13 protein-coding genes and 1 pseudogene are annotated in these 14,985 nt (G+C 62.7%); 10 read left to right on the top strand and 4 right to left on the bottom strand.

Annotation, left to right across the window (positions count from 1 at the left end; translation table 11 throughout):
- The first annotated feature begins 150 nt into the window (after positions 1–150).
- The 5 genes and pseudogenes from HHL21_RS15420 to HHL21_RS15400 all read left to right on the top strand — a co-directional run bounded on the left by HHL21_RS15420 (position 151) and on the right by HHL21_RS15400 (position 5,950).
- The gene (locus HHL21_RS15420) at positions 151–1,833 is read left to right on the top strand and encodes a PAS domain-containing hybrid sensor histidine kinase/response regulator (RefSeq protein ID WP_169467419.1); all 1,683 of its coding nucleotides are present in this window, start codon (positions 151–153) and stop codon (positions 1,831–1,833) included.
- Positions 1,834–2,033: 200 nt separating this feature from the next.
- Positions 2,034–2,261, top strand: a pseudogene (locus HHL21_RS15415) (Hsp20 family protein); the annotation flags it as partial.
- Positions 2,262–2,397: 136 nt separating this feature from the next.
- Entirely contained in the window at positions 2,398–3,918 is a 1,521-nt protein-coding gene (locus HHL21_RS15410; RefSeq protein WP_169467417.1) for a DegQ family serine endoprotease, read from the top strand.
- 41 nt (positions 3,919–3,959) lie between these two features.
- Positions 3,960–4,622: a response regulator gene (locus HHL21_RS15405; RefSeq protein ID WP_169467516.1), complete on the top strand. Its 663-nt coding sequence runs from the start codon at positions 3,960–3,962 to the stop codon at positions 4,620–4,622.
- The gene (locus tag HHL21_RS15400) at positions 4,619–5,950 is read left to right on the top strand and encodes an ATP-binding protein (protein ID WP_169467416.1); all 1,332 of its coding nucleotides are present in this window, start codon (positions 4,619–4,621) and stop codon (positions 5,948–5,950) included. Before HHL21_RS15405 ends, HHL21_RS15400 begins: the two co-directional genes overlap by 4 nt.
- A 42-nt stretch (positions 5,951–5,992) precedes the next feature.
- On the opposite strand, the gene HHL21_RS15395 is transcribed toward HHL21_RS15400, so the two are convergent.
- Positions 5,993–6,889: an alpha/beta fold hydrolase gene (locus tag HHL21_RS15395; protein ID WP_169467414.1), complete on the bottom strand. Its 897-nt coding sequence runs from the start codon at positions 6,887–6,889 to the stop codon at positions 5,993–5,995.
- An 81-nt stretch (positions 6,890–6,970) separates the two neighbouring features.
- Entirely contained in the window at positions 6,971–7,687 is a 717-nt protein-coding gene (locus HHL21_RS15390) for an ArsR/SmtB family transcription factor (RefSeq protein ID WP_169467412.1), read from the bottom strand.
- A 78-nt stretch (positions 7,688–7,765) separates the two neighbouring features.
- Here HHL21_RS15390 and HHL21_RS15385 point away from each other — a divergent pair, with 78 nt between their 5' ends.
- From HHL21_RS15385 to HHL21_RS15365, 5 genes are all read left to right on the top strand, one after another.
- A complete protein-coding gene (locus HHL21_RS15385) occupies positions 7,766–8,953 on the top strand; it encodes a cytochrome P450 (RefSeq protein WP_169467410.1) in 1,188 nt (395 codons plus the stop codon).
- A complete protein-coding gene (locus tag HHL21_RS15380) occupies positions 8,953–9,297 on the top strand; it encodes an antibiotic biosynthesis monooxygenase family protein (protein WP_169467408.1) in 345 nt (114 codons plus the stop codon). The genes HHL21_RS15385 and HHL21_RS15380 overlap by 1 nt, the downstream gene beginning before the upstream one ends.
- 150 nt (positions 9,298–9,447) lie before the next feature.
- On the top strand, positions 9,448–9,735 hold the full coding sequence (locus tag HHL21_RS15375) for an ArsR/SmtB family transcription factor (RefSeq protein ID WP_169467514.1): 288 nt from the start codon (positions 9,448–9,450) through the stop codon (positions 9,733–9,735).
- An 8-nt stretch (positions 9,736–9,743) separates the two neighbouring features.
- Positions 9,744–10,001: a hypothetical protein gene (locus HHL21_RS15370; protein ID WP_169467406.1), complete on the top strand. Its 258-nt coding sequence runs from the start codon at positions 9,744–9,746 to the stop codon at positions 9,999–10,001.
- A gap of 31 nt (positions 10,002–10,032) precedes the next feature.
- On the top strand, positions 10,033–10,473 hold the full coding sequence (locus tag HHL21_RS15365; protein WP_169467404.1) for a hypothetical protein: 441 nt from the start codon (positions 10,033–10,035) through the stop codon (positions 10,471–10,473).
- Positions 10,474–10,523: 50 nt separating this feature from the next.
- Here HHL21_RS15365 and HHL21_RS15360 read toward each other — a convergent pair whose 3' ends face one another.
- Positions 10,524–12,344, bottom strand: coding sequence for a M61 family metallopeptidase (locus HHL21_RS15360; RefSeq protein ID WP_169467402.1), 1,821 nt, complete (start codon positions 12,342–12,344; stop codon positions 10,524–10,526).
- Positions 12,345–12,494: 150 nt separating this feature from the next.
- Positions 12,495–14,888, bottom strand: a complete 2,394-nt coding sequence (locus HHL21_RS15355; RefSeq protein ID WP_370659737.1) for a TonB-dependent receptor plug domain-containing protein — start codon at positions 14,886–14,888, stop codon at positions 12,495–12,497.
- Between the last annotated feature and the right edge of the window lie 97 nt (positions 14,889–14,985).

The following is a 14,985-nucleotide window of genomic DNA, read 5'->3' as shown; positions in this document are numbered from 1 at the left end:
TACGGCACAAAACTTTTTTTTGGGAATTGATTTTTGTTAAAATTGCGCATGTCATGTGGAGCAACACAGGCAATAGCGTAGATCGCTCAACAATGCACCGCAGAACCGACCTGAACAAAGGCGGCTGTTGTTAACCAAAGGGCAGTAAAAATGAACGACTCTCACCGCGCCGCCGCGCGCGAAGCGCAGCCTGCGCTCCTGAAGCATGGCGCCGTGCAGGACGCCATCTTTAACAGCCCCTATTTTTCCTGCATCGCCACCGATGCTAAGGGAATGATCCAATTATTTAACGTCGGCGCCGAGCGGATGCTCGGTTACCAGTCCGAGGACATAGTGGACCAGATTACCCCAGCCGGCATTTCCGACCCAGTCGAGGTGATCGCCCGCGCTGCCGCGCTCACGTTAGAGTTGGGCACGCCGATCGCGCCCGGTTTCGAGGCGCTGATCTTTAAGGCCTCGCGCGGCATCGAGGACAGCTACGAACTGACGTATGTTCGCAAAGATGGCAGTCGCTTCCCGGCAATCGTCTCGGTGACGGCACTGAGGGAGCCGAACGGAGACATCATCGGCTATCTCTTGATCGGCACCGACAACACCGTCCGCAAGCAAGCGGAACTGGAGCTCGAGCTGTTGAACCGAACCTTGCGCGAAAATAGTGTCGAGCTTGAGAACGCCCGCGCGCAGGCTGAAAAAGCCAACGTCGCCAAATCGGAGTTCCTATCGAACATGAGCCACGAATTGCGAACGCCGCTCAACGCGGTGCTCGGCTTCGCCCAGTTGATGGAATCCGCGATTCCGCCACCCAGTGCGCCACAACAACGTTCGCTCGATCAGATTCTCAAAGGTGGCTGGTATTTGCTGCGGCTAATTAATGAAATTCTGGATCTGTCGATGATCGAGTCAGGCAGGGTTGCCATGTCGCGTGAGGCCATGGCGCTCACCGACGTGTTACGCGACTGCGAGGCAATGATCGCGCCGCAGGCGCAAAATCGTGGTATCACACTCACGTTTCCATCTTTCGATACTCCATTTTTCGTGCACGCCGACTTGACGCGAGTGAAACAAGTGATTATCAACCTGCTTTCGAACTCGATCAAATATAACCGCATTGGCGGCAGCGTAGTGGTGGAATGCGAAATGTCTGGCAGCGAGCGGGTACGCGTAAGTGTACGGGACACAGGCAACGGCCTGGCCCCAGACCAGTTGACGCAGCTATTTCAGCCGTTTAATCGACTCGGGCAGGAAGCCGGCGTCGAGGAGGGTACCGGGATTGGACTCGTGGTTACCAAGCAGCTAGTGGAACTCATGGGTGGTACCGTGGGTGTAGAAAGCGAGGTGGGTGTCGGCACGCTTTTTTGGGTCGAACTGGCGGCTTCATCTGCGCCTGAGCTGCTGTTCGGCGACCATCCGCCGGGTATGGGCTTGAGACAGTCCTACGACTCGCTACAACGCACGGTGCTTTATGTGGAAGACAATCCGGCCAATCTACTCTTGGTCGAGCAACTGATCGCCCGACGGACGGATTTGAGAATGCTCAGCGCCATTGACGGACATCTGGGAATCGCGCTAGCGCGCAAGTACCAGCCAGATTTGATTATTATGGACATCAACCTCCCTGGCATCAGCGGCACCGAGGTTTTGGGTTTGCTACGTCACGATCCACTGACCGCGCGTATTCCAGTAATTGCGTTGTCGGCTAATGCATTGCCGCGTGACGTGCGCAAGGGTCTTGACGCTGGCTTCCTGCGCTACCTGACCAAACCCATCAACGTGGCCGAATTCATGGACGCGCTCGACACCGCGCTCAGCTTGTCGGCACAGCGCTTGCAATGAGGGCTGAAGCTGGATGGCTTGCCGATATGATCCGTCATTTGCAGTTAGCGTGAGCCGCTCGCCATCGAATGCGAGCCGGCGCCGTCGATTGCAAGCTCGTTTGCAGATAGCGTAAGCACTGGCGCCCGTCATTCGCAGTTAATTCGCGCCGAAAACGGCGTTGAATGCGAGCACGACCACTTTCAAATGCGAGCGGTTACACCTACCTGCACCGCGGCATCGCGGCACGCGATTTCGAACAGCGCTTCCAGCTGGCCAACCACGTCAAGGTCACCACGGCATCGTTCGACAACGGCATGCTGACCATTGAACTGGTGCGCGAAGTGCCTGAAGCGCTCAAGCCGCGCAAGATCACCATCGGTGGCGGGGACGCCGCCATCAACAGCGGTGACAACGTGCAGGCGCTGGAGCAGCGCCAGGCCGCGTAAGCACGGCAGGAGCCGGATAGGAAAGGGGGCGCTCGCGGTTGGGGCGCCCCTGTCTACGACCAGCTTTAAGGAAGCATTAAGTCTGGTGCTGCACTATGAAGCCATCGAAAACCCTTTCAATCCAGGAGTACGTTAAATGCAAAACGTCGGTGCCACCACTGCCATCAGCGCGAAGCGACTCACCCTGGCCCTTGCCGCCGCAGGCGTCATCGGCGGGGCGGTTGGTGCGGTCGCAGTCAATCATAACAATGCGGTAGCGTCGGGCGCTGCCGCAATCCTCGCAGCGCCTGCGCTGCCGGCCGCCGTTGGCGCGCCGGCCCCGGCAGCGGCCGCCGTGGTCCTGCCGGACTTCACGCAGATCGTCTCGCGCATGGGACCGGCGGTCGTCAACATCCAGGTCACCGGCAGCACCAAGACCAGCGCCGGCCCGGATGCACGGCTGCCGCGCGGCAGTGAAAACGATCCGTTCTTTGAGTTCTTCCGTCGCTTCCAGGACCCGCGCGCGCAGCGCGGCCAGCGCGACGTTCCCGTTTTTGGCGCCGGTTCCGGGTTCATTATCAGCCCGGACGGTGTCATCCTGACCAACGCGCACGTGGTGCGCGACGCTTCCGAAGTCACGGTCAAGCTGCAGGACCGGCGCGAATTCCGCGCCAAGGTGCTGGGCTCCGATCCGAAAACCGACGTGGCGGTGCTCAAGATTGACGCCAGCAAGCTGCCGGTCGTGCCGATCGGTAAATCGAACGACCTGAAGGTCGGCGAATGGGTGCTGGCGATCGGCTCGCCGTTCGGCCTGGAAAGCAGCGTGACGGCGGGCGTGGTGAGCGCCAAGGGCCGTTCGATCGATGAGGGCAACGTGCCGTTCATCCAGACCGACGTAGCCGTGAACCCCGGTAACTCGGGCGGTCCGCTGTTCAACACCCGCGGCGAGGTCATCGGCATCAACTCGCAGATATACAGCCAGACCGGCGGCTACCAGGGCCTGTCGTTCGCGATCCCGATCGATGTGGCTTACCGCATCAAGGACCAGATCGTCACGACCGGCAAGGTGCAGCACGCCAAGCTGGGCATTGTGATCCAGGAAGTAAACCAGGCCTTTGCCGATTCGTTCAACCTCGCCACGCCCGAAGGCGCGCTGGTGTCGAATATCGAGCGCGGCGGTGCGGCGGACAAGGCCGGCCTCAAGTCGGGCGACGTGATCCGCAAGCTCAACGGCCAGACTATCATCGCCTCGGGCGACCTGCCTGCGATGATGAGCACGTCCAAGCCAGGCGACCGCGTCGTCCTCGACGTCTGGCGCGACGGCAAGATCGTGCAGGTCCCGGCCAGGCTCGGCAACGCCAGCGACAAGGTGGCCGAGGCCGAACCAGAGGCGGTCGAGGTCGCCGATGGCGGCAGCAAGCTGGGCCTGTCCCTGCGCCCGCTCGAGCCGATCGAAAAGCGCCAGTCGGGCATCGCGTCCGGCCTGGTGATTGAAGACGCCGGCGGCGCCGCGCTCAACGCGGGCGTGCAGGCGGGTGATGTACTGCTGTCGGTAAATGGCCGTCCGGTCAGCTCGGTCGCCCAGGTGCGCGACGTGGTGGGCAAGTCGACCAAGTCGGTAGCCTTGCTGATTCAGCGCGGGAGTGACAAAATCTTCATTCCTGTGCGGATCGGTTAATTTCTTGGCCGGCACCGCATTAATCGAGAAACGGGGAAGTGATGCGGCTACTGCTGGTGGAAGACGATACGATGATCGGCGAAGTAGTGCTCGACCTGCTCAGGGCCGAGCACTACGCCGTCGACTGGGTCAAGGATGGCGAGATGGCCGACACCGCGCTGCTGCAATCGCAGGCCTACGACCTGGTGCTGCTGGACCTTGGCCTGCCGCGCAAGGACGGCATTGAAGTGCTGCGCGCGATGCGCACGCGCAAAGACCAGACCCCGGTGCTGGTCGCCACCGCGCGCGACTCGGTCGAACAGCGCATCGCCGGCCTCGATGCGGGCGCCGACGACTACGTCCTCAAACCCTACGATCTCGACGAACTGCTGGCGCGCATCCGCGCCTTGCTGCGCCGCTCCGCCGGCCGCGGCGAACCGGTTTTCGAGTACAAGAACATCACCATCAATCCCGCCACCCGCGAAGTGCAGGTCGACGGCGCCATGGTCACCCTGTCGGCGCGCGAATGGGCCGTGCTGGAAGCGCTGATCGCACGGCCCGGCGTGGTGCTGTCGCGGCCACAGCTCGAAGAAAAGCTGTACAGCTGGCGCGATGAAGTCAGCAGCAATGCGGTCGAAGTCTATATCCACGGCCTGCGCAAGAAGCTCGGCAGTGAACTGATCCAGAACGTGCGCGGGGTCGGCTACATGGTCCCGAAACAATGAAGGTATCCCACTCGCTGCGCGGCCGCCTGCTGTGGTTCCTGCTGGCCGCCATTTCGATTGCCACGCTGGCGCAGGCGACGATCGCGTACCGCACCTCGCTGAGCGACGCCGACGAGATCTTCGACTACCACATGCAGCAAATGGCGCTGTCGCTGCGCTCCGGCGCGCCCCTGTCGAGCATGGAAGCGCGCGAATCCGCCGAAGCCGCCGCCGAAAACAATGACCTGATGGTGCAGGTCTGGACCCCGGACGGCGTGCAGGTATTCCGCACCTTCTCGCGCGCGCGCCTGCCGCAGCGGGCGGTGCTTGGGTTTTCCAACGTCAAGGCCAACGGCACCACCTACCGCATTTTCTCCGTGCAGACCCACAACCAGACGGTGCAAGTGGCGCAGGACATGGCGGTGCGGCGCAAGATCGCGGGCAACCTCGCGCTGCGTACGGTAGGGCCGATCGCGGTGATGATGCCGATCCTGATGCTGGTGGTCTGGTTGGTCGTCAGCGGCTCGCTGGCGCCGGTCGCGCGCGTGCGCAAGCAGGTGGCGGCACGCCAGGCCGACGATTTGTCGCCCGTCTCCGAGGCGGAGCTGCCCGATGAAGTGCTGCCGCTGGTGCAGGAACTGAACCTGCTGTTCGGGCGCGTGAAGACCGCGTTCGACGCGCAGCAGCATTTTGTCGCCGACGCGGCCCATGAACTGCGCACGCCGCTGGCCGCGCTGAAGCTTCAGGCACAAAGCATTGAAAGAGCCGAGTCGCCCGAAGCACGCAGCGTCGCAGTGGGACGCCTGACGGCCGGTATCGAACGCGCGACCCGCCTTGTGGAGCAGTTGCTGGTGCTGGCACGGCAGGAAGCCAGCGCAGCGAGCGGGGCCAAGGTGGAGAACATCGCGCTCGCGGACCTCGCGCGGCGAACGCTGGGCGACCTGGCTGGTTCCGCGCAAATGAAGGGCATCGATCTCGGGCTGGAACGCGCAGATGACGTCAGCATCCAGGGCCAGCCCGACGCGCTCGCAATCCTGATGCGCAACCTGGTCGACAACGCGATCAAGTACACGCCGGCGGAAGGTAAGGTCGACGTTGAAGTGCGCGCCGGCGATAATGGCGCGACCCTGATCGTCGAAGACAGCGGTCCCGGAATTCCGGCGGACGAGCGCGAGAGGGTATTCGACCGCTTCTACCGCATCGCCGGCAGCGAAGCAGGCGGCAGCGGCATCGGCATGGCCATCGTCAAGGCGATCGCCGACCGGCACGGCGCAAGGCTGGTGCTGGACCAGTCGGAAAAACTAGGCGGATTGCGCGTGCGGGTGGAGTTCCCGCACCTGCGTCCGTAGTTTGTAAAAGCGATTCCAGGCCTGTCCGGCGCACCCTCGACGCTATTTGCCGAGGAACTGCCTGACTTCGGACTGGAACTGTTCGGACTGATCCCACATGATGAAGTGTGCACTTGAAGGAATGCGCTTGAGCGTCGCGGCTTTCAAGGGCGCGTACGCCGCCGTATATGCGCTGTCGATCGCGGCTTCGGTCACGCCCGGAGTCTTCGCCATGACGTACAACACCGTAGTCGGCACGGCGATCTTGGCCAGCTCCGGCCTTAGGTCCGTGACGATCAGTTCGTGGAAGGCGCGCGCAACGACGTCCGGGTCGCTTTTGAGCGAATCATCCAGCGCACCGGGCCGCATCGCGACGTTATCGACCATGCTGTCGATGGTCGCAGCCGAGCGTGCCTGGCGAGCCACCGGATCGGCGGTGCGCAACTTCGCAATGAAGGCGTCGGCCGTCGGCTTGACGCTTGCCGTTGTCGTACCGGGAGGCCCGAACATCGCGCCGAGGAAGGGGAGCATGTCGACGACCATCAGCCTTGACAGCGCGTTCGGATGCCGGCTCGCCAGCATCAGGCCGATGGTGCCTCCCATCGAATGGCCGATGATCGCGGGACGATCGAGGCCTTGCGCAGCGATGTAGCGCGCGATCTCTTCGGCCACCGGCGCGGCCACCGTACCTTCCGCATTTTGGCCGCGCGCGTGGCCTGCAAACCCGGACACCTGAACGAGGTGGTAACGGTATCCCGGCACCGCCCGCACCAGTTCGCGCCAGACGCGTGGAGACGACCCGAGGCCGGGAATGAGGATGACGTCGTTCCCCTTGCCTTCGGTGCTGACAGTAATGCGTTCGGATTTGAATTCGGCAGCGTTGGCGGGCGCCAGTGCTGCGCAAGCGACGGCAAGCAGGGAAATCAGGAACAGGCGGCGGGTCAGGGCGGATCGCGACATGGGAGGTCTCCTCATTGGACACGGAGATACTCGATCAATTTGTTCAATATTGTCAAGTGCCTGTCGCGGCGGCGCCGGCGATCAGGCGGCGAAGCGAGCGTCTTTCTCGTGCACGCCAAAGCGGGCGCGAAACTGCCGCAGGCCCGCACTCGTCACGGTCAGGGCGCGGCTATCCATATCCTGCTCGACCCAACCGCGCTTGAGGGTAAGCTGGAGCAGTGCAGTGCCAAGAGCGCCCGCCAGGTGAGGCTTTCGCTCGCTCCAGTCCAGGCATGCGCAGGCAAAGCGCCTGCGCTTGGTGCGTGCGCCTGCGACATCGACGCCAAGCGCCGCCAGCGCCAGCTCGCCTTCATCGGAGAGCGCGTAATCCGTGCCTCCATTCACCGTGGCCAGCCAACCCTGCGACATGAAATGGTCGTTCAGCGCAACGGCCAAGGACCCCGCCATGTGGTCGTAGCAGGTGCGTGCCTGGCGTAACCGGCTTGGCGTGGTCGGTGTGAATTCCTTCACGGGTGCGCCCGCCACGACCAGCAGCGCTTCGAGCGCGGCCCCGACATCCGTTGACGCCAGCTTGTAATACCGATGCTTGCCCTGTGCGACCAGCTCGACCAGGCGATGCTGTTTGAGGCGGGCAAGGTGAGCACTCGCAGTGGACGCACTGACCTGCGCCACTGCCGCCAGTTCGGTGCTCGTGCGCGCATGCCCGTCCATCAGGCAGCACAGTATGCGCGCGCGGGAAGGCTCGGCTATCGCGGCTGCGACGGCTGGCAGGTGGGTGTCTGACATGTCTGCATTCATACTTCGGCGGTGAACGAATCGTTATGGGTCGGGAGTGAGTATAGTCCAGCCAAAACACCAACCAAGAATCTCATTCCTATGAACCCGATCAATGCGCTAACCGCAGTCACGCACCACGCACCTTATCCTTATTACGCCGGCCTGGTTTCAGGGCCACCGTTAATCTTCGATCGGGAGCTTGGCTTATGGATAGCGTCGAGGGCCGCGGTTGTGACCGAAGTCCTCGAAAATCCGCACTGCCGGGTGAGGCCGGCGCTCGAACAGGTGCCGCGCGCGTTAGCCGGGCTGCCCGTCGGGGATATCTTTGGCCATCTCGTTCGGATGAACGATGGCGAAAAGCATGCACTGCCGAAGATCGCATTGCGGCGCGCATTGGCGAGGCTGGACCAGGCGCGCGTCGCTGGATGCGCGCGCAATGCGGTGCATGCGCTAAACGAGCTATATGATCTCCGGTCCGAACAAGCATTCGCTCCCTGGTCGCACTCGCTGCCGATCTATATCGTCGCCAGCCTGCTGGGATTCGACGAGGCTGCGCTGCCGAAGATCGACGCGTGGATGTCCGCTTTTGTCGCGAGCTTGTCGCCATTGAGCACTGGCGAACAGATCGCGCTCGGCGCTGACGCAGCACACGCACTGCTTGAACGGTTCGCAGCATTAGCCATGGAAGAGGGGACGCAGGAAGGCAGTTTGCTTCGCCTCGTCCGACAGGAAGCGCACATCGCTGGCTGGCATGACGCCTCGGCTATTTTGGCCAACGCCATCGGGCTTTTGTCGCAGACGTACGATGCAACCGCCGGGTTGATCGGCAATAGCGTGGTGGCCTTGCTTACCCAGCCAGGGCTGGAGGAGATCGTGCGCGATCGGCCTTCGGCAATTGCTGAACTGGTGCGGGAAGTGAGCCGCTTCGATCCCCCCGTGCAGAATACGCGCCGCTTCGTGGTTCAGCCGACTTCGATTGCCGGGATCGGCCTTGCCGCAGGCGATGTCGTGTTATTGTCGCTCGCTGCGGCAAACCGCGATCCGCAGGCGAATGCGCGGCCCGGCGAGCTCCTGCTCGAACGGCCGGACCGCCGGGTCTTCGCATTCGGGCACGGACCCCACGCCTGCCCAGGCCAGGCGCTTGCTGCGTCAATCGCCGCTGCCGGTATCAGCACGCTGCTGCAAACCCCGACAGCGATACGGGGACGGGCCGTTAGCTGGAGCTACCGTCCGTCGCTGAACGGACGCATTCCCATTTTTAAATCCGCACCCGCCATGGAGTCGTGATGATCGCTGTAATCTTTGAAGTTGTGCCGCACCCGGAGCACAAGCAGGAATATCTCGACATTGCCGCAGCGCTCAGGCCACTTCTGGCCGAAGTCGATGGCTTTATTTCCATTGAACGGTTCCAGAGCCTGACGCAACCTGGGAAAATTTTGTCACTCTCGTTTTTCCGGGATGAAGAGGCGATCCTTCAATGGCGCCAGCTGGAAGCCCATCGCACGGCGCAATCCGCTGGACGGGGCAGCATCTTCCAGGATTACCGCCTGCGCATCGCCTCAGTCGTCAGGGATTACGGCATGAACGAGCGCCAACAGGCGCCCGGGGACAGCCGTGTACGGCACGGCTAACTGAAGACACGGCCACCCGCAATCCATCACACCTGGGGTGCAAATAACTACATCACCTGCGGATTAGCGCTTGACTCGCTTTCACGTGTCAAGTATTGTTTACATGTGAAAGCGAAAAACCATTCATTAGACGGAGACCAGTTGCTGGCGATGCTGTCGGCCCTGTCCAGTCCCCACAGGCTGCGGATCATCGCGTTCCTGGCGTCCGGCGGCCGCAATTACGTCAGCCAGCTGGCGCGGGAGATTGGCATCAGCCGCCCGCTGCTCCACCTGCACCTCCAGAAGCTGGAAAGCGCGGGCCTGGTGACAAGCCAGCTGGAAGTATCGGACGATGGCAAGGCGCTCAACTACTTTGAAGTCAACCGTTTCAACATCGCGCTCACGCCGGAAGCGATCGCAGAGGCCGTGAAGACCCTGACAACCAACCTTGAGAAGTAGAGAACGATATGTCCGAACGTATTTACCTGCTGACGATCTTCCTCCCATTCGGCGCCGCGCTGATCATCTTCGGCATGAAGTACTACGCCGCGATCCAGCAAGCCAGGGCGCGCCTTGCCAACGACGAGGCTTACCGTCAGCTGGCGGAGCAGGCGGCAGCGGCGCAGGCGGAAACGGCGGCCACGCTGGCGTCGATGAGCGCAATGCTGGGCGACGTCAAGGCGCGCCTTGCGGTGGTCGAGAAAATTCTGAGGGAAGTCGAGTAGAGCAGTCCAATAAACCGTGAAAGGAATTGCCATGTCTGAAGTCAGCACAGTAAGGCTCTACCTGTTAAGGGCGATGTACCTGTTGATCTCCGTCGGCCTTGCATTCAACATCTGGCCCCTGATCATCGCGCCGCCAACGCTTGTCGCGAACGCGAACACGGTTGTCTGGTCGCTGCTCGGCGGGCTGGCGCTGGTGTCGTTATTTGGGCTGCGCTATCCGCTGCAGATGCTGCCCTTGCTTATCTTTGAGCTGGTTTGGAAGGTCATCTGGGTCGTCGCGTTTGCGCTGCCGATGTGGATGGGGCCGGGGCTGGATGCTTATGCGGCCGAGACGCTGTTCGCGTGCGGGATGGGGGTCGTGCTGGTCCCGCTGGTGCTGCCGTGGGGGTATATCGTCAGGCACTATATCAAGGCGCCGTCGACGCCGTGGGGCAAGGTCGGGAGTGGGCCGGTGGGAAGCCACGCGGCTTGAGTGCGTAGGGCGGATAAGCGAAGTGCATCCGCCCTACGTTTAGACAGCGCTTACTTCTTCTTCGCTTCGTCTTTCGGCCACGCCATTCCGAGCCACGCGGCGTTCAACGCCTTCTGCTCCGCGGTCGGCTTATCCAGCGCCTTCACCTTGGCCTTGCCCTTCGGCTGCAGCACAGGATTCAGCGGCACCTCGCGCAGTTCATCGCGGCGGAACATGTGCAGCTTGAACGGTCCGGCCTTCGACAGGTACAGCTTCTCGGACAGGTCCTTGGCCGATACCTTCAGGCCGTTCACCGCCACCAGCACGTCGCCGGACACGATACCCGCCTTCCATGCAGGGCTGTCGCGCTCGACTTCGGTCACAAGCGCCGGGTCGCTGCCTTCGCGCATCTTCCAGCCGGCCCACCATTCTTCCTTCTGCTCTTCGTCCTTCGGCACGTCGATCAGGTACTGCATGCCGACCGTCTTGAGCAGGTCGGCGAACGGGATCTCGGCGGTGCCGTCGACGTACTGGCTCCACCAGCCGCTCCAGTCGTTGCCGCTGACCTGGCGCAGCGCAGCCTTGACCGTGACGGGATCGTAGCCGCCCTGTGCCACCGAGTGCTTGTCGAACAGGATGCGGTGCATGTCTTCGAGGCCCCTGGCGCCCTTGGTCTGGCGGCGCAGTTCGATATCCATCATCAGGCCCAGTACCTGGCCCTTCGAGTAAATGTTGACCGACGCATTGCGCGCCCGCTCGCCGCCTACCGAGATCCATTCATCGAAGCTCGACTCGGTGGCGCTTTGCTGGAAGCGGCCCGGCTGATGCAGGTAGTCGTCGATGGTCTTCGCGTACTCCTCCATGAATTCGTCGCGCTTCTGCAGGCCGGCGCGCAGCACGATCATTTCATCGAAATACGAGGTGTGGCCTTCGGCGATCCACAGCAGCGGATTGTAGTTCTCCTTCTGGTATTCGTAAGGGACCATCTCCTTCGGACGGTAAGCCTTGACGTTCCAGGTGTGGAAAAACTCGTGCGCCGCGGTGCGCAGGAAGCCGAGATAATCTTTGCGCTTGGCGAACATCCAGCGCGGACGCTGGATCACGGTGGAATTCAGGTGCTCGGTCGCGCCGCCGGCGCCATCGGTCGCATGGACGATAAACAGGTAGCGCTGGAACGGCCACTTGCCGCCATACAGATTGCCGCCTTCGATCACGATCTTCTTCAGATCGTCGGTCATCTTCTTGCCGTCGTAGTTCCCGCGGCCCCAGATCGCGACTTCGATGGTGCGGCCGTCGACGGTCGTTGTGTGGAATTCGTGGATGCCCGTTTCAATCGGCGAGTCGACCAGCACGTCGTAGTTCGGCGCGACGAAGCAGTGGCCGCATGCGCCCGCGTCCATGCCCGACCGCGACTGCCAGTTGGCAGGGACATCCAGCTTGACCTTGACCGGCTCATTGCGGAACGGCGCCGCGTACACAAACACGCCGCTGGCGTCGAGGTAGGCGTGGGTGTCGTCGATGTGGCGGGTGCGCTCGCCCAGCACGTTGGCGTACACCTCGTAGCTGACCGTCACCGCGTCGCCCGGTTTGGTCTGGACCTGCCAGGTGCCCTTGTCGGTCTTCGCGACCGGCAGCGCTTCCCCCTTGGCGTTGACCGCCTTGAAGGTGCGCACCCCGTTGGCGAGGTTGAGGATCTGGTAGCGGCCGGTGCGCCAGTTCGGCATCTGCACGTCGAGCGTGGCGCCGTTCACTGCGGGGAAGGCGGCGCTTACTTCAGCCAGGTGCTGGGCGGCGTTGGTGATGCGCAGCTGGTAATCGACATCGGCGCGCGCGGCAGGTGCGGCCGCGAGCAGGAACAGGGGGAGGGCGTAGGCGAGGAGATTCGGTTTCATGTCCAGCGTGGGTAAATGGCGTAACGCGCAAGTGTATATCACGCGAACAAGCCAGGCTAGCGTGGTGTTGCGGTGTATTTATACCGGAGCGGGATGAAAAACGGCGCCCTGTGCCTGGAGGCAGAGGGCGCCGTCGTTACGCTTAAGCGCTTAGAACTTGTGCCACAGGCGCGCGAAGTAGGACGCGCCGTTCAGGCCGAACTGCACTGACTCGTACTTGAAGCCGTTGTCGGTCTCGTTCTCGTCCTGCACGGTCGGCTTGACGTTGAAGATGTTCGCGCCGCCTACTGTCAGCTTGGTCTTCTCGCTGAAGTTGTAGGTGAGGCTCAGGTCCGCCGAAGTCTTTGGCTTGTAGTGCTGGTTCGGTACCGATTCGCTGCCCGACCAAGTGCCCAGCGTCTGCGAGCCGAAGTGGATGATCTTGAATTCGGTGCCGACTTTGCCAAGCAGGTATTCGAACGCCAGCGTGGCCTTGCGGCGCGGGCCGCCCTGTTCGATGAACAGGCGCTCGCGCTCCGACAGCAGCACGTCTTCGAAGCCCGTGAACACTGCCGGTGCGTGCACCGCGGTGACTTCGGTCTTGCTGATGTTCATGGCCAGGAAGGTATTCAGCTTGCCCGGTCCGACCGCGGCGCGGTGCGCCACCGTCAGGTCGAGGCCCTGGGTCTTGGTGTCGATCGAGTTGACGAAGAACTGCGCTGCGCCGACGCCGAGGGTGTTCAGCAGCGGCACGATCGGCGCGAAGTTGTCGGCGTCGAAGCGGCCCGAGAACACGATGCGGTCATCGATGGCGATGCGATACAGGTCGGCGGTCACCGAAGTCGATTGGGTCGGCGCCCAGGTCGCGCCCAGCGTGAAGCTGGTCGATTCTTCTTCCTTCAGCTTCGGAATGCCGATGGCGTTGGCCACCGCGCCGCCGTTCGGTGCGAACACCGAGTCGATCGGACGGCCGTTGACGAATTCCGTGAAGGTCGACGAGAAGTAGGCCTGCTGCAGTGACGGTGCGCGGAAGCCGGTGCTGGCGGAGCCGCGCAGCAGCACGCCGTCGGCGATCTTGTAGGCGGCGGCCAGCTTGCCGGTGACGCTGCTGCCGAAGTCGCTGAACTTTTCGTAGCGCACGGCGCTCAGCACCTTCAGGCGGTCGGTGACGTCGGTTTCGACGTCGACGTATGCAGCCACGCTGTGGCGGTCACGGTCGGTCACGTCGGCAGGACGGAAGCCGGGGAAGCCCTGGCTGCCAGGGTCGCCGCCGAAGCCTGGACCGTCGGCGTCGATGTAGGAGCCAGCTTCGCCGGCGAAGATCTCGTAGTTCTCGGTGCGGTACTCGGCGCCGAATGCGAGGTTCAGGCCATTCATGATGCCCGGGTAGAAGCGCGCCACGTCCACGTTGGTGGTCATCTGCTCGGCCGAGAAACCGCCGGCGTCGAACTCGGACTTGCTCACGCCGCGGCCGCCGGCCAGCAGGTCGGCATTGGCGATCGACGCGTTCAGCGTGTTGCGGATCGTGTAGTGCATCTTGTTGTAGCCGTAGGTCTGCGACAAGTCCGCAGTCCAGTCGCCCAGGTTGGTGCGGTAGCCGATGGTGCCGTACTGGTCGTCGATGATCGCGTCGATGTAGGGCGCGAAGCCGTTCGGGTACATCGCCTGTGCATTGCGGGTTGGGATCTGGTCCGGGCCGCGGCCGAAGGCGGCCGACGACGCGTCGCGCTTCTGCAGGCCGGCGGTGAAGTACACCTTGCCGGGGCCCGCCGGGATTTCGCCGTTCAGGTAGACGGTCTGGTTCTCGACTTTCGAGTCGCCGATGGTGCGCAGGCTGCCAGGATCAGCGCGGTTGGAGCGGTCGCGGTCGAGGTATTCGGCGGTGATGCCGACGACGCCGCCGGCGACAGGAACACCGCAGTAGCCGGAAGCCAGCAGGTTCTCGCCATCGCCTTTGGAGTACTGGCCATAGCCCAATACCGTTTCGCAGCCGAGCGATTTTTTCAGTTCGACGTTGATCACGCCGGCGATTGCGTCGGAGCCGTACTGCGCTGCCGCGCCGTCGCGCAGCACCTGGATGTTCTTCACTGCCAGCAGCGGGATCGCGTTCATGTCGGTGCCGGTGTTGCCGCGGTTGCGCGCACCGAAGATGTTCACCAGCGAGGTGCTGTGGCGGCGCTTGCCGTTCATCAGCACCAGCGTCTGGTCCGAACCGAGGCCGCGCAGCGCGGCCGAATCGACCAGGTCGGCGCCGTCCGCGCCGGTCTGGCGGGTCGAGTTGAACGATGGAGAAATGTAGGTCAGGGTCTGGGCGAGGTCGAACTGGCCGCCTTGTTCGGCGAGCTTGGTCATCGGGATGAAGTCCACCGGCACCGCGGTTTCGGTGGCCGACGTGGTGGCGACGCGGCGCGAACCGACGATGCTCACGGTCGGCACCACGTCGCCGGACTGCGCTTGCGGGGCGGAAGTGGCCTGGGCGTAGGCGGTTGGAGCGAGTGCGGCCAGGGCGACACTACCGTAAAGGCTGATGAGAACCGAACGGCGAAGGGGGGTGAGTTTGAACACGCGGCAGTCTCCGAAAACGAAAAAATTCATTCTAAACACTTATCACTGAGGAAAGTGTGGCTAGGTGACAACATCGCAAATAAAGCGGCGTGCACCG

The organism is Massilia polaris, from assembly GCF_012927275.1.
GTDB classification, from domain to species: Bacteria; Pseudomonadota; Gammaproteobacteria; order Burkholderiales; family Burkholderiaceae_D; genus Telluria_A; species Telluria_A polaris.
The sequence above is the reverse complement of the archived record's forward strand: the minus strand, read 5'-3'. Positions and strand labels throughout refer to the sequence as shown.

Bases quoted from the DNA above. Each gene is read 5' to 3' on its own strand.
- HHL21_RS15420 (WP_169467419.1), top strand. From the start codon at position 151: ATGAACGACTCTCACCGCGCCGCCGCGCGCGAAGCGCAGCCTGCGCTC.
- HHL21_RS15410 (WP_169467417.1), top strand. From the start codon at position 2,398: ATGCAAAACGTCGGTGCCACCACTGCCATCAGCGCGAAGCGACTCACC.
- HHL21_RS15405 (WP_169467516.1), top strand. From the start codon at position 3,960: ATGCGGCTACTGCTGGTGGAAGACGATACGATGATCGGCGAAGTAGTG.
- HHL21_RS15400 (WP_169467416.1), top strand. From the start codon at position 4,619: ATGAAGGTATCCCACTCGCTGCGCGGCCGCCTGCTGTGGTTCCTGCTG.
- HHL21_RS15395 (WP_169467414.1), bottom strand. From the start codon at position 6,889: ATGTCGCGATCCGCCCTGACCCGCCGCCTGTTCCTGATTTCCCTGCTT.
- HHL21_RS15390 (WP_169467412.1), bottom strand. From the start codon at position 7,687: ATGAATGCAGACATGTCAGACACCCACCTGCCAGCCGTCGCAGCCGCG.
- HHL21_RS15385 (WP_169467410.1), top strand. From the start codon at position 7,766: ATGAACCCGATCAATGCGCTAACCGCAGTCACGCACCACGCACCTTAT.
- HHL21_RS15380 (WP_169467408.1), top strand. From the start codon at position 8,953: ATGATCGCTGTAATCTTTGAAGTTGTGCCGCACCCGGAGCACAAGCAG.
- HHL21_RS15375 (WP_169467514.1), top strand. From the start codon at position 9,448: ATGCTGTCGGCCCTGTCCAGTCCCCACAGGCTGCGGATCATCGCGTTC.
- HHL21_RS15370 (WP_169467406.1), top strand. From the start codon at position 9,744: ATGTCCGAACGTATTTACCTGCTGACGATCTTCCTCCCATTCGGCGCC.
- HHL21_RS15365 (WP_169467404.1), top strand. From the start codon at position 10,033: ATGTCTGAAGTCAGCACAGTAAGGCTCTACCTGTTAAGGGCGATGTAC.
- HHL21_RS15360 (WP_169467402.1), bottom strand. From the start codon at position 12,344: ATGAAACCGAATCTCCTCGCCTACGCCCTCCCCCTGTTCCTGCTCGCG.